Source organism: Campylobacter sp. BCW_6460, from assembly GCF_001762705.1.
Taxonomy (GTDB): domain Bacteria; phylum Campylobacterota; class Campylobacteria; order Campylobacterales; family Campylobacteraceae; genus Campylobacter_D; species Campylobacter_D jejuni.
In genome coordinates, this window is the sequence record NZ_MJXI01000022.1 from 55991 (window position 1) to 76635 (window position 20645).

29 protein-coding genes are annotated in these 20645 nt (G+C 32.2%); 27 read left to right on the forward strand and 2 right to left on the reverse strand.

Annotated features, from left to right (window positions below):
• The first annotated feature begins 282 nt into the window (after positions 1 to 282).
• The 21 genes from rpsJ (at position 283) to secY (ending at position 10029) form a co-directional block, all read left to right on the forward strand.
• Entirely contained in the window at positions 283 to 594 is a 312-nt protein-coding gene (rpsJ, locus tag AJ881_RS04620; RefSeq protein WP_002779353.1) for a 30S ribosomal protein S10, read from the forward strand.
• 9 nt (positions 595 to 603) lie between these two features.
• The gene (gene rplC / locus AJ881_RS04625; RefSeq protein WP_002779987.1) at positions 604 to 1179 is read left to right on the forward strand and encodes a 50S ribosomal protein L3; all 576 of its coding nucleotides are present in this window, start codon (positions 604 to 606) and stop codon (positions 1177 to 1179) included.
• Positions 1176 to 1790 carry a 50S ribosomal protein L4 gene (gene rplD, locus AJ881_RS04630; protein WP_002791636.1) on the forward strand — a complete coding sequence of 205 codons (615 nt, stop codon included), beginning with the start codon at positions 1176 to 1178 and terminating at the stop codon, positions 1788 to 1790. The genes rplC and rplD overlap by 4 nt, the downstream gene beginning before the upstream one ends.
• 2 nt (positions 1791 to 1792) lie before the next feature.
• On the forward strand, positions 1793 to 2074 hold the full coding sequence (locus AJ881_RS04635) for a 50S ribosomal protein L23 (protein ID WP_002856384.1): 282 nt from the start codon (positions 1793 to 1795) through the stop codon (positions 2072 to 2074).
• A 1-nt stretch (position 2075) separates the two neighbouring features.
• Positions 2076 to 2906: a 50S ribosomal protein L2 gene (rplB, locus tag AJ881_RS04640; protein WP_002825501.1), complete on the forward strand. Its 831-nt coding sequence runs from the start codon at positions 2076 to 2078 to the stop codon at positions 2904 to 2906.
• Position 2907: 1 nt separating this feature from the next.
• Positions 2908 to 3189: a 30S ribosomal protein S19 gene (rpsS, locus tag AJ881_RS04645; protein ID WP_002851509.1), complete on the forward strand. Its 282-nt coding sequence runs from the start codon at positions 2908 to 2910 to the stop codon at positions 3187 to 3189.
• 10 nt (positions 3190 to 3199) lie between these two features.
• Positions 3200 to 3625, forward strand: a complete 426-nt coding sequence (gene rplV / locus AJ881_RS04650; RefSeq protein ID WP_070282630.1) for a 50S ribosomal protein L22 — start codon at positions 3200 to 3202, stop codon at positions 3623 to 3625.
• On the forward strand, positions 3625 to 4326 hold the full coding sequence (rpsC, locus tag AJ881_RS04655; RefSeq protein ID WP_002851138.1) for a 30S ribosomal protein S3: 702 nt from the start codon (positions 3625 to 3627) through the stop codon (positions 4324 to 4326). Before rplV ends, rpsC begins: the two co-directional genes overlap by 1 nt.
• A 2-nt stretch (positions 4327 to 4328) precedes the next feature.
• Positions 4329 to 4754: a 50S ribosomal protein L16 gene (rplP, locus tag AJ881_RS04660; protein WP_002779441.1), complete on the forward strand. Its 426-nt coding sequence runs from the start codon at positions 4329 to 4331 to the stop codon at positions 4752 to 4754.
• Positions 4741 to 4926: a 50S ribosomal protein L29 gene (gene rpmC, locus AJ881_RS04665; RefSeq protein ID WP_002851566.1), complete on the forward strand. Its 186-nt coding sequence runs from the start codon at positions 4741 to 4743 to the stop codon at positions 4924 to 4926. Before rplP ends, rpmC begins: the two co-directional genes overlap by 14 nt.
• Positions 4927 to 4937: 11 nt before the next feature.
• Positions 4938 to 5189, forward strand: a complete 252-nt coding sequence (gene rpsQ, locus AJ881_RS04670; protein ID WP_002851549.1) for a 30S ribosomal protein S17 — start codon at positions 4938 to 4940, stop codon at positions 5187 to 5189.
• Complete coding sequence (gene rplN / locus AJ881_RS04675) at positions 5189 to 5557, forward strand: 50S ribosomal protein L14 (RefSeq protein WP_002779438.1); 369 nt, start codon at positions 5189 to 5191, stop codon at positions 5555 to 5557. Before rpsQ ends, rplN begins: the two co-directional genes overlap by 1 nt.
• Positions 5557 to 5790, forward strand: coding sequence for a 50S ribosomal protein L24 (rplX, locus tag AJ881_RS04680; RefSeq protein ID WP_002779437.1), 234 nt, complete (start codon positions 5557 to 5559; stop codon positions 5788 to 5790). Before rplN ends, rplX begins: the two co-directional genes overlap by 1 nt.
• A 3-nt stretch (positions 5791 to 5793) precedes the next feature.
• The gene (gene rplE / locus AJ881_RS04685) at positions 5794 to 6339 is read left to right on the forward strand and encodes a 50S ribosomal protein L5 (RefSeq protein WP_002851453.1); all 546 of its coding nucleotides are present in this window, start codon (positions 5794 to 5796) and stop codon (positions 6337 to 6339) included.
• A gap of 1 nt (position 6340) precedes the next feature.
• Positions 6341 to 6526 carry a type Z 30S ribosomal protein S14 gene (locus tag AJ881_RS04690; protein WP_002851478.1) on the forward strand — a complete coding sequence of 62 codons (186 nt, stop codon included), beginning with the start codon at positions 6341 to 6343 and terminating at the stop codon, positions 6524 to 6526.
• A 9-nt stretch (positions 6527 to 6535) separates the two neighbouring features.
• Positions 6536 to 6931 carry a 30S ribosomal protein S8 gene (gene rpsH / locus AJ881_RS04695; protein WP_002860830.1) on the forward strand — a complete coding sequence of 132 codons (396 nt, stop codon included), beginning with the start codon at positions 6536 to 6538 and terminating at the stop codon, positions 6929 to 6931.
• Between the two features lie 78 nt (positions 6932 to 7009).
• Entirely contained in the window at positions 7010 to 7546 is a 537-nt protein-coding gene (gene rplF / locus AJ881_RS04700) for a 50S ribosomal protein L6 (protein WP_004305835.1), read from the forward strand.
• Between the two features lie 9 nt (positions 7547 to 7555).
• Positions 7556 to 7912, forward strand: coding sequence for a 50S ribosomal protein L18 (gene rplR, locus AJ881_RS04705; protein ID WP_002860829.1), 357 nt, complete (start codon positions 7556 to 7558; stop codon positions 7910 to 7912).
• 11 nt (positions 7913 to 7923) lie between these two features.
• On the forward strand, positions 7924 to 8367 hold the full coding sequence (gene rpsE, locus AJ881_RS04710) for a 30S ribosomal protein S5 (protein ID WP_002779428.1): 444 nt from the start codon (positions 7924 to 7926) through the stop codon (positions 8365 to 8367).
• A 4-nt stretch (positions 8368 to 8371) separates the two neighbouring features.
• Positions 8372 to 8764 carry a 50S ribosomal protein L15 gene (gene rplO / locus AJ881_RS04715; RefSeq protein WP_002851292.1) on the forward strand — a complete coding sequence of 131 codons (393 nt, stop codon included), beginning with the start codon at positions 8372 to 8374 and terminating at the stop codon, positions 8762 to 8764.
• Positions 8764 to 10029, forward strand: coding sequence for a preprotein translocase subunit SecY (gene secY, locus AJ881_RS04720; protein WP_002860827.1), 1266 nt, complete (start codon positions 8764 to 8766; stop codon positions 10027 to 10029). The genes rplO and secY overlap by 1 nt, the downstream gene beginning before the upstream one ends.
• Positions 10030 to 10056: 27 nt before the next feature.
• Here the strand turns inward: secY and AJ881_RS04725 are convergent, their stop codons facing one another.
• The gene (locus AJ881_RS04725; protein ID WP_002892040.1) at positions 10057 to 11328 is read right to left on the reverse strand and encodes an MFS transporter; all 1272 of its coding nucleotides are present in this window, start codon (positions 11326 to 11328) and stop codon (positions 10057 to 10059) included.
• Positions 11329 to 11502: 174 nt separating this feature from the next.
• Between AJ881_RS04725 and topA the strand changes: the two genes are divergently transcribed.
• The 6 genes from topA (at position 11503) to AJ881_RS04755 (ending at position 18634) form a co-directional block, all read left to right on the forward strand.
• A complete protein-coding gene (gene topA, locus AJ881_RS04730) occupies positions 11503 to 13605 on the forward strand; it encodes a type I DNA topoisomerase (protein ID WP_070209939.1) in 2103 nt (700 codons plus the stop codon).
• Between the two features lies 1 nt (position 13606).
• Positions 13607 to 14443, forward strand: a complete 837-nt coding sequence (locus AJ881_RS04735) for a biotin synthase (RefSeq protein WP_070210588.1) — start codon at positions 13607 to 13609, stop codon at positions 14441 to 14443.
• Entirely contained in the window at positions 14424 to 15599 is a 1176-nt protein-coding gene (locus AJ881_RS04740; RefSeq protein WP_060816449.1) for a cation:proton antiporter, read from the forward strand. Before AJ881_RS04735 ends, AJ881_RS04740 begins: the two co-directional genes overlap by 20 nt.
• A gap of 114 nt (positions 15600 to 15713) precedes the next feature.
• The gene (locus AJ881_RS04745) at positions 15714 to 16982 is read left to right on the forward strand and encodes a citrate synthase (protein WP_052949469.1); all 1269 of its coding nucleotides are present in this window, start codon (positions 15714 to 15716) and stop codon (positions 16980 to 16982) included.
• A gap of 80 nt (positions 16983 to 17062) precedes the next feature.
• Positions 17063 to 17827, forward strand: coding sequence for a 3'(2'),5'-bisphosphate nucleotidase CysQ (locus AJ881_RS04750; protein WP_070282635.1), 765 nt, complete (start codon positions 17063 to 17065; stop codon positions 17825 to 17827).
• 39 nt (positions 17828 to 17866) lie between these two features.
• On the forward strand, positions 17867 to 18634 hold the full coding sequence (locus AJ881_RS04755) for a hypothetical protein (protein ID WP_079860740.1): 768 nt from the start codon (positions 17867 to 17869) through the stop codon (positions 18632 to 18634).
• Between the two features lie 3 nt (positions 18635 to 18637).
• Here AJ881_RS04755 and AJ881_RS04760 read toward each other — a convergent pair whose 3' ends face one another.
• Positions 18638 to 20392, reverse strand: coding sequence for a tetratricopeptide repeat protein (locus AJ881_RS04760; RefSeq protein ID WP_070285343.1), 1755 nt, complete (start codon positions 20390 to 20392; stop codon positions 18638 to 18640).
• Positions 20393 to 20645: the final 253 nt, after the last annotated feature.

Consider the following 20645-nt stretch of genomic DNA (forward strand, 5'->3'; position numbering starts at 1 on the left):
AATATAAAAAAATTATTTTACAAAACATTTTGATGTTATGTTTTGATAATTTAATTTTTTTGGATAATTATATATTTTATTCCTTAAAATAAATATAATTCATTGATTGTTAAAATTTTCACCAAAAAATAAAATATTTCCATTTCGTCCTTTTAAAAAGGAAAATAATATAAAATTTTCATTGAATTTCTTGACTTTGAAAACAAGATTTTATATACTCTCATTTCAATTTTTATAAATTGGTTAGTTTTTAACTAACGAGTTCTTTTTAAAGGAAATATTATGGAAAGAATTAGGCTTAAGCTAAAAGCTTATGACCATCGAGTACTAGACAGAACAGTTGCAGCAATCGTAGAAGCTGTTAAAAGAACAGGTGCGGATATCAGAGGTCCGATACCAATGCCTACTAAAATCAAACGCTATACAGTTTTAAAATCTCCACACATTAACAAAGATTCTCGTGAGCAGTTTGAAATAAGAATTCACGCGCGTATGCTAGATATAGTAGCAGCGACTCCAGATACAGTTGATTCTTTAACTAAGCTTGATTTAGCGCCAGAAGTAAGCGTTGAAGTAAGAGCTATGGGTAAGTAAGGATAAGATATGGAATATATTGTAGAAAAAATCGGAATGAGTAGAACAATTACTAATCCAAGTATCGCTGTAACTTTACTAAGAGTTGTAAATGCAAAAGTATGTGAAGTTGAAGGCGGAAAGGCTTTAGTAGCATATCCAAAAGGTAAAGCAAGTAATAAATGTGTCGCAGGACAACAAAAAAAGTATAATCTTTCTGCAGAATACAATAGATTTGCGACTTTAGAAGTAGCAAATACTGAAGCAGGAGATTTAGATGAAACTCCATTAAATGAAGCAAAAATTTTAAAAGTAAGCTTTAACACTAAAGGTAGAGGTTATAGCGGTGTTATGAAAAGACATAACTTCGCAGGGGGTCCAGCAAGTCACGGTTCTAGATTTCACAGACGCCACGGATCTATTGGTAATAGAGAATGGCCAGGTCGTGTTCAACCAGGTATGAAAATGGCAGGACACTATGGAAATACTAAAGTGACCGTTAAAAACGAAGTTGTATCTTATGATGCTGAAAACAAAATTTTAGTAGTTAAAGGTGCAGTACCAGGTTATAATGGTGCTATGGGTAAAATAAGGATTGCAAAATGAGTAAAGTAGTTGTTTTAAATGATAAATTAGAAAAAGCAGGTGAACTTGATTTACCTTCAAAATATGCGGAAGTAAATCCACACAATCTTTACTTATATGTAAAATCTTACCTTGCAAGTTTAAGAGCAAATACAGCTCATACTAAAGGTAGAAGTGATGTAAGTGGTGGTGGTAAAAAACCTTGGAGACAAAAAGGTCGTGGCGGTGCTAGAGCGGGTTCAACAAGAACTAACGTTTGGGTAGGCGGTGCGGTTGCTTTTGGTCCAACAAATGAAAGAAACTACTTTCAAAAAGTAAATAAAAAACAAAAAAGATTGGCGCTTGAAAGAGCTTTAGCAGATAAAGCAGCTAAAGGTGCGTTATTTACTGCTGATTCTTTGGCTATTGAAAGTGGTAAAACAAAAGATGCAAACGCTGTGATTAAAAAACTTGGCGTCAAAGATGCTTTAATCGTTAAAGATTTACTAGATGAAAAAACACTTTTAGCTTACAGAAATTTAGCAAATTGCTATGTAGTTGATGTAACTGAAGTAAATGCTTATTTAGTATCTGTATTTAATGCTGTTATCATAGAAAAATCAGCATTAGAATCTATTACAAAAGAGGGATAATTATGGCAGATATTACTGATATAAAGACTATACTTTACACAGAAAAAAGTTTGAATTTGCAAGAGCAAGGTGTCGTAGTTATTCAAACTTCACCAAAAATGACTAAAACAGGTTTAAAAGCGGTTTTAAAAGAGTATTTTGGTGTAACTCCAAAAAGTATCAATTCTTTAAGAATGGATGGAAAAGTTAAGCGTTTTAGAGGTCGTTTAGGTCAAAGAAACGATTATAAAAAATTCTATGTTAAGCTACCTGAAGGTGTTAGCTTAGAAAATACGGAGGCTTAAGATGGCAATTAAAACTTATAAACCATATACTCCAAGTAGAAGATATATCACAGGTTTAAGTTCTGAAGATATTACAGCTAAACCAAGTGTACGCTCACTACTTGTTAAACTTCCAGCACACGCGGGTCGTAACAGCTATGGAAGAATTACAAGTCGTCATAAAGAAGCGGGTGCTAAAAAACTTTACAGAATTATTGATTTTAAACGTCGTAAATTCGGTATAGAAGGTAAAGTAGAAGCAATCGAGTATGATCCATATAGAAATTGTAGAATTGCTTTGATTGCTTATAAAGATGGGGAAAAAAGATATATTCTTCAACCACGTGGATTAAGCGTTGGCGATATTGTTGCAGCTGCTGAAAGCGGACTTGATATTAAACCAGGTAATGCAATGAAACTTAAAAACATTCCTGTGGGTACTATTGTTCATAATGTTGAGTTAAAGCCAGGCAAAGGCGGTCAAATGATCCGTTCTGCAGGTGCTTATGCACAACTTATGGGTAAAGAAGAAAAATATGTTATCTTAAGACTTGCAAGTGGCGAAATGAGACAAGTTTTAGCTGAATGTATGGCAAGTATCGGCGAAGTTGGAAATGAAGAATGGGCTAATGTAACTATCGGTAAAGCAGGTAGAAATCGCCATAGAGGTATCCGTCCACAAACTCGTGGTTCTGCTATGAACCCAGTAGATCACCCGCACGGTGGGGGTGAAGGTAAGAAAAATTCAGGCCGTCATCCAGTAACTCCATGGGGTAAACCAACCAAAGGTGCGAAAACTCGTCGTAAAAAAGCTAGCGATAAGCTAATAATTTCAAGAAGAAAAGGAAAGTAAGATGGCTAGATCACTAAAAAAAGGTCCTTTTGTTGATGATCATGTAATGAAAAAAGTCATCGCTGCTAAAAAGGCTAATGATAATAAACCAATTAAAACTTGGTCAAGAAGAAGCACAATTACTCCTGATATGATAGGACTTACATTTAATGTTCATAATGGTAAAAGCTTTATTCCAGTTTATATTACTGAAAATCATATCGGTTATAAGCTTGGTGAATTTGCTCCAACACGCACATTTAAAGGGCATAAAGGCTCTGTGCAAAAGAAAATTGGTAAGTAAGGGATAAGATATGAGTAAAGCATTAATTAAATTCATAAGATTATCTCCAACTAAAGCAAGATTGATTGCTAGGGAAGTTCAGGGGATGAATGCAGAATTAGCTATGGCTAGTTTAAAATTTATGCCAAATAAAGGTGCAAAATATATCGCAAACGCAATTTCAAGTGCAGTAGCAAATGGTGGCTTTGAAGCAAACGAAGTGATTGTAAAAAGTTGTCGCGTGGATGCAGCTGCGGTGTTAAAAAGATTTAGACCAAGAGCTAGAGGAAGTGCAAGTCGTATTAGAAAACCAACTTCACATATTTTAGTAGAAGTGGCAAAAGCAGAAGTGAAAGCTGAAGAGAAAAAAGCAGTAGCTAAAAAAACTACTACAACAAAAGCTCCAGCTAAAAAAACAACAAGCACTAAAAAAGCAACAGCGAAAAAGGAAAGCTAATGGGACAAAAAGTTAATCCAATTGGTCTAAGACTAGGAATCAATAGAAACTGGGAATCAAGATGGTTTCCAACTAAAGCAAATTTAGTAGAAAATATCGGTGAAGATTACAAAATCAGAGCTTTCTTAAAAAGAAAACTTTATTACGCAGGAATTAGTCAAATTTTAGTAGAAAGAACTGCTAAAAAACTTCGCGTTACTGTAGTTGCTGCAAGACCAGGTATCATCATCGGTAAAAAAGGTAGTGATGTTGATAATTTAAGAAAAGAATTGCAAGATTTAATCGGTAAAGATGTAAATATCAATATCAAAGAAGAAAGAAAAGCAGGAGCTTCAGCTCAACTTGCTGCTGAAAGTGTTGCAACTCAACTTGAAAAAAGAATTGCTTTTAGAAGAGCAATGAAAAAAGTAATTCAAGGCGCGCAAAAAGCAGGCGCTAAAGGGATTAAAGTTTCAGTTTCTGGTCGTTTAGGCGGTGCTGAAATGGCAAGAACAGAATGGTATCTTGAAGGACGCGTTCCACTTCATACTTTAAGAGCAAAAATCGATTATGGTTTTGCAGAAGCTAGAACTACTTATGGAAACATAGGGGTTAAAGTATGGATCTTTAAAGGTGAGGTATTACACAAAGGTATGCAACCTGAAAAAACTGAAGAAAGTGCTCCAGCTAAAAAGCCAAGACGCACAAGAAGGGGTAAATAATCATGTTAATGCCAAAAAGAACTAAATATCGCAAAATGATGAAAGGGCGTAACAGAGGTTATGCTAATCGTGGAACAGAATTTACTTTTGGTGAATTTGCATTAAAAGCAACTGAAGCAGGACGCATTAACTCACGCCAAATCGAAGCAGCGCGTATTGCTTTAACTCGTTTTGTTAAAAGACAAGGAAAAACTTGGATTAGAGTTTTCCCAGATAAGCCTTTGACAAAAAAACCTTTAGAAACTCGTATGGGTAAAGGTAAAGGTGCTGTTGAGGAATGGGTAATGAATATCAAGCCAGGCCGTATCATTTATGAAATGGCAGGAGTAAGCGAAGAAATGGCAAGAGAAGCATTGACTTTAGCTATGCATAAACTTCCATTTAAAACTAAGTTTGTTACAAGAGAGAGCCAAAATGAAATATACTGAGATTAAAGATAAAACAGCAGCTGAGCTTGCAACAATGCTAAAAGAAAAAAAGGTGCTTTTATTCACTTTAAAACAAAAGCTAAAAACAATGCAACTTACTAATCCAAAAGAGATTAGCCAAGTAAAAAAAGACATTGCTAGAATAAATACAGCAATTAACGCTTTAAGATAAGGATAGAGAAAATGGCATTTAAAAGAGAAATTCAAGGCGTTGTTGTTAAAATCGCTGGTGAAAAAACCGCAAGTGTTTTGGTTGAAAGAAAAGTGGTTCATCCAAGATATAGAAAAATTGTTAAACGCTTTAAAAAATATCTAATTCATGATGAGAGAAATGAAGTTAAAGTGGGTGATACTGTTGTTGCAGTAGAATGCAGACCACTTTCAAAAAGAAAATCATTTCGCTTAAAATCTGTATTAGCTACAGGAGTTGAGTAATGATTCAAAGTTTTACAAGACTTGCAGTTGCTGATAATAGCGGTGCAAAAGAATTAATGTGTATCAAGGTTTTAGGGGGTAGCAAAAGAAGATACGCTACCGTAGGTGATGTAATCGTTGCATCTGTTAAAAAAGCTTTACCAAATGGAAAAGTTAAAAAAGGTCAAGTGGTAAAAGCGGTTATCGTTAGAACTAAAAAAGAAATTCATAGAGATAATGGTTCTTTGATTCGTTTTGATGAAAATGCTGCGGTTATTCTTGACAACAAAAGAGAGCCTATCGGAACTCGTATCTTTGGGCCAGTGGGCAGAGAAGTTAGATATGGTGGCTTTATGAAAATCGTTTCACTAGCACCGGAGGTATTATAATGGCGGTTAAATTAAAAATCAAAAAAGGTGATAGCGTTAAGGTTATCACAGGCGATGATAAAGGTAAAACAGGTAAAGTTTTAGCGGTATATCCAAAAACACTTAAAGTGGTAGTTGAAGGATGTAAAATCGCTAAAAAAGCTATTAAGCCGAGTGAGAAAAACCCAAATGGTGGTTTTATCAATAAAGAAATGCCAATGGATATTTCCAATGTGGCAAAAGTTCAGGAGTAAGCGATGATGAGATTAAAAGAAAAATACAATCAAAGCATTAAACCTGCATTGGTTAAAGAATTTGATATTAAAAATCCTATGCTTATCCCTGTGATCGAAAAAGTAGTTATCAGCGTAGGTGCTGGTGAGTTGGCTAAAGATCAAAAAGTATTGCAAAATGTTGCAGATACTATTTCTTTAATTGCAGGACAAAAGGCTGTGATTACTAAAGCTAAAAAATCAGTTGCAGGATTTAAAGTTCGCGAAGGTTTTCCTGTGGGTGTAATGGTAACTTTAAGAAAAGAAAATATGTATGCTTTTCTTGATAAATTAATCTCTATTGCTTTGCCAAGGGTGAAAGACTTTAGAGGTTTAAGTAGAGATGGTTTTGATGGACGCGGAAACTATAACTTCGGTCTTGATGAGCAGTTGATGTTCCCAGAAGTGGAGTATGATAAAATTTTAAGAACTCATGGTATGAATATTTCTATAGTTACAACAGCACAAAATGACAAACAGGCACAAAAGTTATTAGAACTTATCGGTGTGCCATTTACAAAAGGAAAGTAAGATGGCTAAAAAATCAATGATTGCAAAAGCGGCACGCAAGCCTAAATTTAAGGTTAGAGCTTATACGAGATGCCAAATTTGTGGGCGTCCGCATTCGGTTTATAGAGATTTTGGAATTTGCAGAGTTTGCTTAAGAAAAATGGGCAATGAAGGTTTGATTCCAGGCCTTAAGAAAGCAAGTTGGTAAGGATAAAATATGATAAATGATATTATTTCAGATTCACTCACTCGTATCAGAAATGCAGGAATGAGAAAGCTTGAAACAACCAAGCTTTTACATTCTAAAGTTGTAGAAGCTTTAGTTGGAATTTTTCAAGCTAAGGGCTATATTGAGAGTTTTAATGTTATTGAAGAAGATAAAAAGAAATTTATCAATGTAGTTTTAAAATACGATGAAAAAGGTAAGAGTGTTATCAATGAGCTTAAAAGAATTTCTAAGCCTGGTCGTCGTGTTTATAAAGGTAAAGATGAAATCAAGCGTTTTAAAAACGGTTATGGTACTATCGTAGTTAGCACAAGTCGTGGCGTTTTAGCTAATGATGAAGCTTATAAAGCAGGTGTTGGCGGCGAAATTTTATGTACTATTTGGTAAAAAATCTGCTTTTTATGGCATTGGGTATCCATTCTTTTAAAAAAGTAGAAATATCCTAGACAAATAAAAAGGAAAAATATGTCTCGTATAGGTAAACAACCGATTGCTATTCCAGCAGGAGTAGAAGTAAAATTAGAAGGAAATTTGCTTAAATTTAAAAAAGGAAATTTGGCAAAAGAACTTGATACTAAAGCAAATGTAAATGTTGAGATTAAAGATAATAATATTCTTTTTTCTCCAAAAGGTGAAGATAGACAAAGTAGAGCTTATTGGGGAACTTACAGAGCTTTAGCTTACAATATCGTTGTAGGTTTAACTCAAGGTTTTTCAAAAACTCTTGAAATCAATGGAGTTGGTTATAAAGCAGCTTTAAAAGGTAAAGTTTTAGAACTAAGCCTTGGTTTTTCTCATCCTATTAATTATGATATTCCAGAAGGAATTGAAATTGTAGTGGATAAAAATACTATTACAGTTAAAGGAAGTGATAAACAAGTTGTAGGTCAAGTTGCTGCTCAAATTCGTGAATTTAGACCACCAGAGCCATATAAAGGAAAAGGCGTTAAGTATTCTGATGAACGCATTATCCGCAAAGCTGGTAAGACATCTAAGAAGTAAGGGTAGAATATGAGAGCAAATGTATTAAAAAGAAAACTAACTTTAAGAATCAAAAGAAAAAAAAGAATTAGAGCGAAAATTTCAGGTTGTGAAAATTTTCCAAGAATTTCTGTATTTAAATCGAACAGAACTCTATATATCCAAGCGATTGATGATGCAAAAGCTGTAACTTTAGCAGCAGTTGATGGACGCAAACTTGGCGTTAAAGCAAATAAAGAAGGCGCTAAAAAAATCGCTGCTGAATTTGCTAAAACTTTAAAAGCTAAAAAGATAGAACAAGCTGTTTTTGATAGAAATGGTTATGTATATCATGGTGTTATTGCAGTTTTGGCTGAATCTTTAAGAGAAAATGGCATTAGGCTATAAGGGGTAAATCGATGGAAAAATATAATAGAGAAGAATTTGAAGAAGTAATCGTCGATATCGGCAGAGTTACTAAGGTTGTTAAAGGTGGTAGAAGATTTAGATTTACTGCTTTAGTTATCGTTGGAAACCGCAAAGGTTTAGTAGGTGTTGGTTATGGTAAGGCTAAGGAAGTTCCAGATGCTATCCGTAAAGCTGTTGACGATGCGTTTAAAAATATCGTTGAAGTTAAAACTAAAGGCTCAACTATCGCTCACGATGTAGAGGTAAAATATAATGCAAGTAGAATTTTACTTAAACCAGCTAGTGAAGGTACAGGAGTTATCGCAGGTGGTTCTACACGCCCTATCGTGGAACTTGCAGGTATTAAAGACATCTTAACCAAGTCTTTGGGTTCAAATAATTCAGCTAATGTGGTTCGTGCTACAATCAAAGCTTTAACAATGTTAAAAGGATAAGAAGATGAATTTAACAAAAGCAGCGGGTTCAACGCATAAAACTAAAAGAATTGGCCGTGGTCAAGGTTCTGGCATGGGTAAGACTGCTACTAAAGGGGGTAAAGGTCAAACTGCTAGAAAAGGTTATAATGAAAAAAGAGGTTTTGAAGGGGGTCAACAACCGCTTCAAAGAAGACTACCAAAAGTAGGTTTTACTTCTAAAATTCAAAAACCTTATGTGATCAATGTTGAAAAAATCACAGCTGTAAAAGAGCTTAGTGAAATTACATTTGAGAGTATTAAAAGTGTTCACAAAATTTCAAAATCTGTGAATAAAATCAAATTAATTGGTGCAAGTGCAAAAGATTTAGTATCAAAAATCAAAGACGAGAATATTAGCGTCACCGGATCAAAATAATGAATAGAGCATTGACGAATAAGATTTTAATCACCTTAGCATTTTTGTTTGCTTATAGGGTTCTGGCTTATGTGCCAGTTCCTGGCGTCAATGCTGATGTGATTGCGGAATTTTTTAATAACAATCAAAACAATGCTTTGGGTTTATTTAATGTTTTTAGTGGTGGAGCGGCTGAACGCTTTTCTATCATTTCTTTAGGTATTATGCCTTATATTACTGCTTCTATTATTATGGAGCTTCTTGCAGCAACTTTTCCAAATATTGGTAAGATGAAAAAAGAGCGTGATAGTATGCAAAAATATATGCAAATTATCCGTTATGCGACTATTGTGATTACTTTGGTTCAAAGTATAGGCGTTGCTATAGGTTTGCAAAGCTTACATGGTCGTGGTGGCGCAGGGGCTATAATGGTGGAAGATTTAAATATGTTTATCGCACTTTGTGCTATTTCTATGCTTGCAGGAACTATGCTTTTAATGTGGCTTGGCGAACAAATTACACAAAGAGGTATAGGAAATGGTATTTCTTTAATCATTTTTGCAGGTATTGTTTCAGGTATTCCAAGAGCGATTTCAGGAACTGTAGGACAAATTAATTCAGGTGAGATGAATTTCTTAACCGCTTTTGCAATTTTTGCTTTGATTTTAATCACTATAGGCGTGATTATTTATGTAGAACTTGGAGAAAGAAGAATTCCTATTTCTTATTCTCGTAAAGTTGTAATGCAAAATCAAAACAAACGCATTATGAATTATATTCCTATTAAACTCAATCTTAGTGGAGTTATTCCACCGATTTTTGCTAGTGCGATTTTGATGTTTCCAACAACGATTTTACAAACTAGTACAAATCCTTATCTACAAGCCATTAATGACTTTTTAAATCCAAATGGTTATTTGTTTCATGTTTTAACTTTCTTGTTTGTAATTTTCTTTGCTTATTTTTATGCTTCTATTGTATTTAACGCTAAAGACATAGCAGAAAATTTGAAAAAGCAAGGCGGTTTTATCCCTGGAATTCGTCCAGGTGAAGGAACTTCAAATTATCTTAATGAAGTGGCTTCTCGTTTAACTTTATCAGGTTCTATTTATTTAGGGCTTGTTGCAACCTTGCCTTGGGTTTTGGTGAAATTTATGGGTGTGCCTTTTCATTTTGGCGGTACTTCTGTACTTATTGTAGTTCAAGTAGCGCTTGATACAATGAGAAAAATTGAAGCTCAAATTTATATGAGTAAATACCAAACTTTAAGTGCAGTAGGTTTGTAATAAATAAAATTAGCAAGATTTTTCTTGCTAATTTATCCTAGGTTTTTGCTTTAAAAATAAAAACACAATGCACACTATAAAAATTACTATTGACCATATTAAAAAAGCATCTACAAGACCCATTTGCCTAACGATAGGTTGAGAGATAATAGGACTTAAAAATTGTCCTAAAAATATACAACTTGCTAAAATTCCATAAGCCCTAGCGCGAGCATTTTCAGGACAGATTGAAAAAAGATAAGCCGTATTATTTACAAGCATAATACCTCCGCCCATTCCAAGCAAAGCTAAGGCGATTAAAACTGTGAAAAAGCTATCTACTAAAAAAAGCAGCAAAAAAGAACAAGATACGATAAAAAGAGTTAAAACATAGATAGTTTTAATACTTAAGAATTTTATAATATATCTATAGCTTAGAGAGAAAAAACCATAACATAGTGCAGACACAGACATCGAAATACCTATATATTTAGGATCCAATCCTAAATGTTCTTCTATATAGTAAGGAAGTTGAGTTGGTGAAATATAATAAACTACCATGATAAAAAAACCTATAAAATAGATAGGAAAAAATTGCCAATAATTTGTTTTTGCTTCTATTTTTGTATGATTATAGAATTTAAATTTTCTAGGTTCAAAAAGATAAATGATAGCCATTAAGGTAATTAAAATTCCAAGTCCATATACCAAAAAAGGATAACGCCAAGAATAACTTGAAACAAATCCCGCAATAGAAATAAAAACAGCACCCCCTACCGCACAAAAAAATCCTTGAAGACTTAAAGCATTTTCTCTGCGATTAAAGCCACCGCGACTATAATAATCTCCAAGTAAAGCCGAAGCGCCTGTCATTATAAAAGCAGTTGCCATACCAAAAATAGCTCTTGAAGTCAGTATAGCATAAATATCATTTAAGAAAAAGCCACTTACTCCAGAAATAGTCCAAACCACCATAGCTGGAAGAATGAATTTTAATTTGCCAAATTTATCCATTAAAATACCAGCGAATGGAGATAAAATGACAACAAAAATAGCAGGAATGGTTAAAACTAAGCGAACAAGTATATCAAGATGAGCTAATGTGAAACTTGAAGCAAGAGTAGCACCACTTTGGGTTAAAAGTTCTTCAAAATGTCTGTTGATAGCAGGCAGAGCAGATGAAATGACCACACTTCCTAGCATAGTCATAGCGGCCATAGAAAACACAGCTGCTTTAAATCCGGATTTTTCGGTAATTTGAATTATTTTTTTATCCATTTTTGTATCATTTGGATGAAATTTATAAGTTTTGCCATTCATAATTTTGCCTTTTTTATTTTATTATACTCCAAAAATTATGATTTGTATTTAAAATTACTTAAAATTATATTTTATTTATTTTGTTATGATAGTTTTGTTTTTAAAATATATTTTATAAGTAGAATTTTAAATAATTTTAGCTAAATTCAGCTTTTTATTTAACAAGGGTGTAAAATGAAGAAAAATTTAATCATAGTAGAATCTCCTGCAAAAGCTAAAACCATAGGAAATTTTTTGGGAAAAGATTATGAAGTGATTGCTTCTAAAGGACATATTAGAGATTTACCTAAATCAAGCTTTGGGATTAAAATAGAAGATGATGAATTTATTCCAGAGTATAGAATCACAAGTGATCATAGCGCCTTAGTTAAAGAACTTAAAAGCAAAGCCAAAGATGCCAAAGAAGTCTATCTTGCAACGGATGAGGATAGAGAAGGAGAAGCCATAGCTTATCATATTGCAAAAGCTATAGGCAAAGATGAAAATACCTTGCCGCGCATTGTTTTTCACGAAATTACCAAAAGCGCTATAGAAAATGCTTTAAAAAATCCAAGAAAATTAGATATGCACTCTGTAAATGCTCAACAAACTAGACGCCTTTTAGATCGCATTGTAGGATATAAACTCAGCCCCTTATTGGGGCAAAAAATTCAAAGAGGACTTAGCGCAGGGCGTGTTCAAAGTGCGGCTTTAAAGATCATAGTCGATCGTGAAAAAGAAATTCGTGCCTTTGTACCACTGGAATATTTTAGCATAGATATGATTTTTCAAAAAGATTTGGATGCAGAACTAGTTGAGTTTGACAAAGCTAAGATAGAAAAACTTACCATTATCAACAAAGATCGTGCCAAACTTGTACTGGAAGCTTGCAAAAATGAAGCTTATACTATAAGTGACATTGAAAGCAAAGAAAGAAAAATCGCTCCACCACCTCCTTTTATGACTTCAACTTTACAGCAAAGTGCTAGCAATCGCCTTGGTTTTAACCCTAAAAAAACCATGATGATAGCTCAAAAACTCTATGAAGGAGTAAATACTCACGAGGGCGTGATGGGGGTTATTACCTACATGAGAACTGATAGTTTAAATTTGGCCAAAGAAGCTATAGAAAATGCAAGAAAATTCATACAAGCAAATTTTGGCCAAGATTATCTTCCAAGCCAAGCAAATGTATATACTACAAAGGCTAAAGGTGCTCAAGAAGCTCATGAAGCTATACGCCCTACAAATTTAAGTTTTACTCCAGAAATTGCGGCCAAATTTTTAGACAAAGATGAGTTAAAACTTTACACACTTATTTACAATCGCTTTTTAGCCTGTCAGATGAATCCTGCTATCTCTCAAACTCAAAATGTATTTGTAAAAAATGATAGAGCAGTTTTTAAAATAAGCGGTAGAAAAATCCTTTTCGATGGATATTATAAAGTTTATGGTGATATGGATAAGGATAAAATTTTACCAAATTTTAAAATAGGTGAAAATTTAAAAATACAAAATTTAGAAATGAACTCACATTTTACCGAACCACCTTCAAGGTATTCAGAAGCAGGACTTGTAAAAAAACTTGAAAGTTTAGGCATAGGTCGCCCTTCTACTTATGCACCAACCATTTCTATACTTACAAGCCGTGATTATGTAAAAATAGACAAAAAACAACTTATTCCTAGTGAGGTTGCTTTTAATGTAACCGAAGTGCTTGAAAAAAATTTTAGCGATATAGTAGATAGCAAATTTACTTCAAATCTTGAAAACACTTTAGATGAAATCGCAGAAGATAAGGCAGATTGGCAAGAAACTTTAAAAGAATTTTACTATCCTTTTATGAGAAAAATCGAAGAAGGAAAAACAAAAATCGCCAGTCAAAAAACTGTTACAAAATTAGGTGAAAGTTGTCCTGATTGTGGTGGGGAACTTGCTATTAGAAAAGGGCGTTTTGGAGAATTTGTAGCGTGTTTAAATTTCCCAAAATGTAAGTATTCAAGAAATTTAAAAAGTGAAAGTAAAAATGAAAGCGAAAATACTGCCGCAAAAGCTAAAGCTAATGGTACAGGTATTACTTGTCCAAGTTGTCAAAAAGGTGAAATCGTAGAACGCTTTTCAAAACGCGGTAAATTTTATGGCTGTAGCGCTTATCCAAAATGCAATTTTATAAGTAAATACAAACCAAGCGAAGAAAAATGCGAAGAGTGTGGCGAAACTTTAGTGATAAAAGAGCTTAAAAAAGGTACATTCTTAGAATGTTTAAAGTGTAAAATTAAAAAAGAAATGAAGGATTAAAATGCAAATCATGCTTTGTGCTATTTCAAATATAGCGAGTGGAAATTGTTCAGAAGACTGTAAATACTGTACCCAAAGTGCCCATGTAAAAACAGATATTCAAAAATATCGTCGTAAAGAACTTTCACAAATCGTTTTAGAAGCAAAAATGGCAAAGAAAAATGAAGCCTTGGGTTTTTGTTTGGTTACAGCAGGACTTGGGATTGATGATGAAAAGCTTGAGTATGTTTGCGAAGCTGCTAAGGCTGTGCAAAAAGAAGTGCCTAACTTGCTTTTAATTGCCTGTAATGGCATGGCAAGCGTGGAGCAACTCAAAGAACTTAAAAAAGCAGGAATTTTTTCTTATAATCACAATCTTGAAACTTCTAAGGAATTTTTTCCACAAATTTGCACCACGCATACTTGGGAAAGTAGATTTCAAACCAATTTAAACGCTAAAGAAGCAGGGCTTATGCTTTGTTGTGGTGGAATCTATGGTATGGGTGAGAGTGAAGAAGATAGGCTAAGTTTTAGAAAATCTTTGCAAGAATTACAGCCTTTTTCAACGCCTATTAATTTTTTTATAGCAAATGAAAATTTAAAACTACAAGTTCCAAGACTTGGCGCTGATGAAGCTTTAAAAATCGTGCGTGATACCAAAGAGGCTTTACCGCAAAGCGTGGTAATGGTAGCAGGTGGGCGTGAAGTGGTATTACGAGAAAGACAATATGAAATTTTTCAAGCAGGTGCTGGGGCTATTGTTATAGGGGATTATTTAACCACTAAAGGTGAAGAACCAAGTCAAGATATAATAAAATTAAAAGAAATGGGATTTACTTTTGCATCAGAGTGTCATTGATCCGCAAGGTTTAATTGATCTAAAAATTCTTATTGTTATAGCTTTATGCTTACTTTTTTCTCCGCATATTGCAAAAATTTTACGCTTGCCTCTTTCGGCTACTGAAATTATTTTAGGGGCAATAATAGCGTATTTTGGTTTCATAGGAAAAAGTGAAAATTTTGCACTTTTAGCCAATGTAGGTTTTTATTATCTAATGTTTATAGCGGGCATGGAGGTAAATTTAAGAGCCTTTTTTAATATGGATAAAGAAGTTGTCAAAAAAAGTTTTTTTTATATTTTTTTACTTTACGCTTTATCTTCTTTTATAGTATGGATTTTTGGACTTTCTTTAGTATTTATTATCATTATACCTGTGATGAGTGTAGGGCTTTTATCTTTACTTTTTAAGGATTTTGGAAAAGAGTGTTATTGGCTAAATATTGCTATGATAGTAGCTACTTTAGCTGAAGTGATTTCTATTGTGCTTTTGACTATAGCGGGAGCTTTTTTGCGCGAAGGAACAGGTATTATTGATGTAGCGCAAAGTATTTTATATCTTAATATCTTTTTGGGACTTTGTTTGCTCGGATTTAAAATGCTTGGTGTGCTTTTTTGGTGGTATCCTCAGCTTAAAGTTGTGCTTATGCCATGGGAAGATAAAAATGAAAAAGATATAAGATTCTGTATGGCCATTTTTATACTGATTATTGTTGCTATGGTTATTACAAAACTTGAAATCGTTCTTGGCTCTTTTATAGCAGGTTCATTTATAGCTACTTTTTTTGATCATAAAAAAGATCTTGAGCACAAGCTTTCTACTTTTGGACACGGGTTTTTGATCCCTATTTTTTTTATCCATATAGGCTCAACCTTTGATCTTAAAATGATTTTAGATTATAAAATCGTTTTACAAGCATTTTTACTTATGTTTGTTATGGTGGGTTTAAGAATTTTATGTGCAAGTGTTTTTTTAAAAAGAATTGGTTTTAAAAATATGATTTTATTTGGTCTTAGTCATTCTATGCCTTTAACCTTGCTTATAGCAACAGCTACTCTGGGTTATTCGGGCAAGGTTATTGATGAGAAGCTTTATTCAGCACTTATTTTAACAGCGTTATTTGAGGCTATTATTGTTATGAGTATGATTAAATTTCTTTCCAATTCTAAAAAATGAAAGTTACTTTTTTACTCAAAAAAGCAAACAAAATCTTAAAAATTTAATAATAAAAAAACTCATAATCGCCCTTTTTTGTTAGAATTAATAAAAGTAACAATAAAAGGAGCGAAAATGTCAAATTCCGTTACTATAACCGATAATAGAAATGGAAAAAGCTATGAATTTCCTATATATGATGGTACAACTGGCCCAAGCGTTGTGGATATGTCAAGTTTTTATAAACAAACAGGAATGTTTTCTTATGATGAGGGCTTGACTTCTACAGCTACTTGTAAATCAAAAATCACTTATATTGATGGAGAAAACGGAATTTTAATGCACCGTGGCTATCCTATAGAGTGGCTTGCTGAAAACAAACTTTATTTAGATGTGGTTCATCTTTTACTTTATAAAGAACTACCTGATGCTACGCGTCTTGAAGCGTTTCGTTATGAAATGAAAAAGCGTTCTTTTATCCATGAAGGTATGCATCGTCTTTTTGATTCTTTCCCTGATAATGCTCATCCTATGGCAGTTTTACAAGGTGCTGTTTCATCGCTTAGTGCTTTTTATCCTGATCATTTAAATATGAACGTAAAAGAAGAATATATGGAAATGGCAGCTAGAATAGTAGCTAAAATCCCTACTATAGTCGCCACCGCTTATAGATATAAACATGGCTTTCCTATGGCTTATCCAAATTTAGATCGTGGTTTTACAGAAAATTTCTTATATATGTTAAGAACTTATCCTTACGATCATGTAGAGCTTAAACCTATAGAAGTAAAAGCACTTGATACAGTTTTTATGCTTCATGCAGATCATGAGCAAAATGCTTCAACTTCAACGGTTCGTTCTGTGGGTTCAACTCATGCTCATCCTTATGCCTGTATAGCAGCAGGTATTGGTGCACTTTGGGGTCATGCACATGGTGGAGCTAATGAAGGTGTTATTAGAATGCTTGAGCAAATAGGTAGTGTTGATAGGGTAGATGAATTCATCAAAAGGGCTAAGGATAAAAACGATCCTTTCCGTTTGATGGGCTTTGGGCATAGGGTTTATAAAAATTTTGATCCTAGAGCAAAAGTACTTAAAAAACTTCGTGATCAACTTATTGATGAGTTGGGTATTGATACCAATCTTATTAAAGTAGCAACGCGTATAGAAGAGATTGCTTTAAATGATGATTATTTTGTTCAAAGAGGGTTATATCCGAATGTTGATTTTCATAGTGGACTTATTTTAAAAGCCTTAGGTATTCCAAATGAAATGTTTGCTACTTTATTTGTTATAGGACGCACCCCAGGATGGATAGCTCAGTGGATAGAACAAAAAGAGCAAGAAAGTCTTAAAATAGTCCGTCCAAGACAACTTTATTTGGGTGAAACTAGTAAAATTTAATTAAAATTTTTGTGGAAATTAAAAATTCCACAAAATCTTCTTGTATAATTTTAAAAAATCTTATAGAAAGTCTTATAATCATGCTTAATCTTGATAAATTTTTAGAAATTGCTATAAATGCTAGCAATCAAGCTTCTAAAGCTATTTTAGAAGAGAGAAAAAATTTTAAAACTTGGGAAAAAGAAGATAAAAGCCCGCTTACATCAGCAGATCTTGCTTCTAATAAAATTCTAAATGATATTTTAGGTTCTACGGATATTAAAATTCTATCAGAAGAAAAATTACTCAGCAAAGAAGAGTGTGAAGAATTAAAAACTTTTTGGCTTATCGATCCTCTTGATGGAACAAGTGGTTTTTTAAAAGGCAGTGATGAATTTTGTGTTATGATAAGTTTAGTTCATGACAATCGCCCTGTTTTATCGCTTATACAAAATCCATCAAAAGGTGATATATTCTATGCTCATACAAAAACCAAGGTTTATAAAAACGATAAACCTTTGCAAATTGACCAGCAAGAATACGAGAAAAATAAATATAAAGCCTTATTGAGTGTTAATCATCTTAGCAAAGAAGATGAAGACTTTGCAAAAGAGCATCAATTAGAAGCTATTAATATAGGTTCTGGATTGAAATTTTGTGCTATTTTAGAGGCTAGGGCAGGAGTTTATAAAAGATTTGAAAAGCTTAATATTTGGGATATTGTAGCAGGAGATTTTTTGATTAATCAAAATGGAGGATTTATGGGAGATTTTTCTAAAAAATACATTTTATATAACCCTTTAAGTTATAAATCCAGTCCTTTTATTTGTGTTTCATCTAGGAATTTTTTACAAGATTTTTTATAAAATAAAGAATATAATTTTATATTTAAATAGTTTATAAGGATGAAAATGAGGTATTGTTTCATTTTGTTTTTAAGTTTAGTTTTAAGTTCTAATCTTTTAGCGAATAATTTTTCTCAGAAAAAAGTTATTAAAATTGAAAAAAGCGCAGATAGTTTTGAGCTAATAGATCTAAATCAAAATGTTGCAAATCCAAATCTAAATCAACAAAAAGCATTGTTTGATAGTTCTACCTTGATTGAAAAAAAATCGCAAATCACCAAAGATAAAGATATTGATTTTGCTATTGTATTAACTTTTAGGAAAAATTTTGGTTATTTTTTAGATGGTTTTAGGGTGAGTGATAAGGAATTTTCTACATTATTTGCTAAAAATTTGATTCAAAGTTTAAAGCTTAATTGGGTTAATTCTGCTGCAAATGGTATTTATCAAAGTCCTAAAACTTTGTCATATTTTAGCCCTAAGGATGCAAAACTTATAAATGTAAGTCCTTTTTTAACACAAGAAAAAGATAAGGCTAAAATGTATGCTAAATTTACAGATTATGTTGTGGTGGTAAATTTGCAAGATTTTTATGTAAATATTACAAATTATTTTATCACAACTAGTAAAGAGGGTGTGGCTAATGTTAATTTTAAAATTATTTCTACAAGCAATGGAAAAATTCTTGCAGCAAAAAATGCAAAATTAAATTTGACATTAAAAGATCAAGATGCAAAACAAAATTATCAAGATATTATAAACCAAATGCCAAAAATGCTAGCTGATGTTATCAAAAACCAAATTTTCCACCTAAAGCTCTTAAACTAAGCTTTAGTTTAAAATATCTTTAATCAGTTTTTGCAAATTCCTTTTTGTTTTTTCTTGTTCTTTTATGATAAAACATTTTGCTTTTGGCCAAAAATAACTTTTAGGATTTTCAAATTTTCCCCAACGCCAATCAAACCTAGGATGTAAAAGAACTATAGTAGGAATATCCATAGCTAAACTTAAATGCGCTATAGCACTATCAATACTAAGCATACAGTCAATATCATATAAATAATTTAGAGTATCATTCCAATTTTCTATAAGCTTACTTCTATCTTCTATTACCTTAGGTAATTCTTCTTTTAATTGCATTTGAAAAGAAATGATTTCATAATTTAAGTTTTTTAATATATCAAATAAAAATTCAAATTTTACATTTCTTAATAAATCAGAATTTTCAGCATTAGGAGTAGCATAAAAAATACCAAGTTTTTTTCTTTGATTATGCGGTTTTTTCTGTGGCAATATAGGTGTTTTTAATCGTGAAATCTCATCAAGCTTAATATCAATAAAAAAAGGCAAAGAACAAATAGGAATAGCATAATCAAAATTTGTAGGTAGATTTTTTAAAACCTTTACATTTTTAAAAATATCATCATTTTGATTTAAAAATTTGATTTGATTTTTAAACATTTCATACATGGCACTTTGAGGAGCAAATAAAACCTTTGAAGCGATTTTACAAAGTTTTTCTAAGCATCTTGCATACATTATAGTATCGCCAAAGCCTTGCTCGCAAAATACTAAAACTTCTTTATTTTTAAAAGCATCAACGCCAAATTTATTAAAAGCTTTTAGGCTTTCATTATAATGATAAGTAGAAAAAGTTTCATTATGAGCATAAAATAATCTGCTTTCATAATATTTCTTACCCTCTTCAAAATTATCATCCACTCCCATACGCATCAAAAGATAAGCCAAATCAAATTGATAGGTTGCATGAGAATCCAAGCTAAGACATTTTTTATAAGCATGATAAGCTTCTTGATAGTTTGAATTAAATTCTAAGACCTTAGCATAGTTTTGCCAAAACTGTGCATGGTGTTGATTGGCTTCTTGTAGTGATTGAAAAAGTTCTAAAGAATCAGATATTCTAAAAAGCTTAAAAAGCAAGTATGCTTTTTGGGGTAAAATTTGATGAGTTAAAAAATCTTCTATTTTAGAAATAGTAAGATTTTCTTTGGTTTTACTATGAAGCCTATCTTCGAGTTTAATTAAATTAAGATTGGTTTGTTCAGCAATGATTCCTTTTTGTAGTTTATCAATCAAATCTTGCATAAAATGACACAAGTGCTCATGTGCATTTAATGCCTTGGTAAAATCATGTTTAAAATAAATTTCTGCATAATTTTTCCATAGATTAAGATTATACATATCTTTAGAAAGTAATTCTTTGAAAATTTGTTCAGATTCTTCTAATTTATTACTCAGCTTATAAATAAAAGCCAATTCTAACTTAAGTTCATCCTCTAAATCATCTTTGCGAATTAAAAGTGTTTGTAATAAATTCAAGGCTTCATCAAATCTTAAATTTTCAATATAGCTTTTAGCAAGCATAAGACCATTAAAACTTGTAGGATTTAAAGAAAAAAGCTCTTGAGCATAATATAAAGCTTTTTGAAAAAGAGAAAGTTTATAAGAAGAAAGCATAGCAAATTCTAAAGCAAATTTTGGACTTTCTTTTAAAAATTGCTCACTCAAGTTTAAGCATTTTTCATAATTAGCATTAAAATAATAATAATGAATTTTATCAAACATATTTTTCCTTGATAGTTACATTAAAATCTAATATTATCTTATAAGTTGCATAAAAAGATAATTATATTTTTATAAAATTAAATAATAAAACAAAAATAAAAAAATATAACAACATCCATCCCAATAATTTTAAAATTATCAGGATGAAATTTTTAACAAGTAGGGAAGTAAACTAATTAAACTAAGTATTATCTTTTATAAGATTACCAAAGATAATTAAACTGAGCAAATCCTGTATGGGTATTGCCATCTT

What these genes read in the sequence shown, in the direction of transcription:
- rpsH (WP_002860830.1), top strand. Translation starts at nt 6,536, where the DNA reads ATGATAAATGATATTATTTCAGATTCACTCACTCGTATCAGAAATGCA.
- rpsS (WP_002851509.1), top strand. Translation starts at nt 2,908, where the DNA reads ATGGCTAGATCACTAAAAAAAGGTCCTTTTGTTGATGATCATGTAATG.
- topA (WP_070209939.1), top strand. Translation starts at nt 11,503, where the DNA reads ATGAAGAAAAATTTAATCATAGTAGAATCTCCTGCAAAAGCTAAAACC.
- rpmC (WP_002851566.1), top strand. Translation starts at nt 4,741, where the DNA reads ATGAAATATACTGAGATTAAAGATAAAACAGCAGCTGAGCTTGCAACA.
- rplB (WP_002825501.1), top strand. Translation starts at nt 2,076, where the DNA reads ATGGCAATTAAAACTTATAAACCATATACTCCAAGTAGAAGATATATC.
- AJ881_RS04735 (WP_070210588.1), top strand. Translation starts at nt 13,607, where the DNA reads ATGCAAATCATGCTTTGTGCTATTTCAAATATAGCGAGTGGAAATTGT.
- AJ881_RS04635 (WP_002856384.1), top strand. Translation starts at nt 1,793, where the DNA reads ATGGCAGATATTACTGATATAAAGACTATACTTTACACAGAAAAAAGT.
- rplX (WP_002779437.1), top strand. Translation starts at nt 5,557, where the DNA reads ATGGCGGTTAAATTAAAAATCAAAAAAGGTGATAGCGTTAAGGTTATC.
- rplF (WP_004305835.1), top strand. Translation starts at nt 7,010, where the DNA reads ATGTCTCGTATAGGTAAACAACCGATTGCTATTCCAGCAGGAGTAGAA.
- rplE (WP_002851453.1), top strand. Translation starts at nt 5,794, where the DNA reads ATGATGAGATTAAAAGAAAAATACAATCAAAGCATTAAACCTGCATTG.
- secY (WP_002860827.1), top strand. Translation starts at nt 8,764, where the DNA reads ATGAATAGAGCATTGACGAATAAGATTTTAATCACCTTAGCATTTTTG.
- rplR (WP_002860829.1), top strand. Translation starts at nt 7,556, where the DNA reads ATGAGAGCAAATGTATTAAAAAGAAAACTAACTTTAAGAATCAAAAGA.
- AJ881_RS04755 (WP_079860740.1), top strand. Translation starts at nt 17,867, where the DNA reads ATGAAAATGAGGTATTGTTTCATTTTGTTTTTAAGTTTAGTTTTAAGT.
- rplC (WP_002779987.1), top strand. Translation starts at nt 604, where the DNA reads ATGGAATATATTGTAGAAAAAATCGGAATGAGTAGAACAATTACTAAT.
- rpsE (WP_002779428.1), top strand. Translation starts at nt 7,924, where the DNA reads ATGGAAAAATATAATAGAGAAGAATTTGAAGAAGTAATCGTCGATATC.
- AJ881_RS04745 (WP_052949469.1), top strand. Translation starts at nt 15,714, where the DNA reads ATGTCAAATTCCGTTACTATAACCGATAATAGAAATGGAAAAAGCTAT.
- rpsQ (WP_002851549.1), top strand. Translation starts at nt 4,938, where the DNA reads ATGGCATTTAAAAGAGAAATTCAAGGCGTTGTTGTTAAAATCGCTGGT.
- rplN (WP_002779438.1), top strand. Translation starts at nt 5,189, where the DNA reads ATGATTCAAAGTTTTACAAGACTTGCAGTTGCTGATAATAGCGGTGCA.
- AJ881_RS04725 (WP_002892040.1), bottom strand. Translation starts at nt 11,328, where the DNA reads ATGAATGGCAAAACTTATAAATTTCATCCAAATGATACAAAAATGGAT.
- AJ881_RS04750 (WP_070282635.1), top strand. Translation starts at nt 17,063, where the DNA reads ATGCTTAATCTTGATAAATTTTTAGAAATTGCTATAAATGCTAGCAAT.
- rplO (WP_002851292.1), top strand. Translation starts at nt 8,372, where the DNA reads ATGAATTTAACAAAAGCAGCGGGTTCAACGCATAAAACTAAAAGAATT.
- rplD (WP_002791636.1), top strand. Translation starts at nt 1,176, where the DNA reads ATGAGTAAAGTAGTTGTTTTAAATGATAAATTAGAAAAAGCAGGTGAA.
- rpsC (WP_002851138.1), top strand. Translation starts at nt 3,625, where the DNA reads ATGGGACAAAAAGTTAATCCAATTGGTCTAAGACTAGGAATCAATAGA.
- AJ881_RS04760 (WP_070285343.1), bottom strand. Translation starts at nt 20,392, where the DNA reads ATGTTTGATAAAATTCATTATTATTATTTTAATGCTAATTATGAAAAA.
- AJ881_RS04690 (WP_002851478.1), top strand. Translation starts at nt 6,341, where the DNA reads ATGGCTAAAAAATCAATGATTGCAAAAGCGGCACGCAAGCCTAAATTT.
- rplV (WP_070282630.1), top strand. Translation starts at nt 3,200, where the DNA reads ATGAGTAAAGCATTAATTAAATTCATAAGATTATCTCCAACTAAAGCA.
- rplP (WP_002779441.1), top strand. Translation starts at nt 4,329, where the DNA reads ATGTTAATGCCAAAAAGAACTAAATATCGCAAAATGATGAAAGGGCGT.
- rpsJ (WP_002779353.1), top strand. Translation starts at nt 283, where the DNA reads ATGGAAAGAATTAGGCTTAAGCTAAAAGCTTATGACCATCGAGTACTA.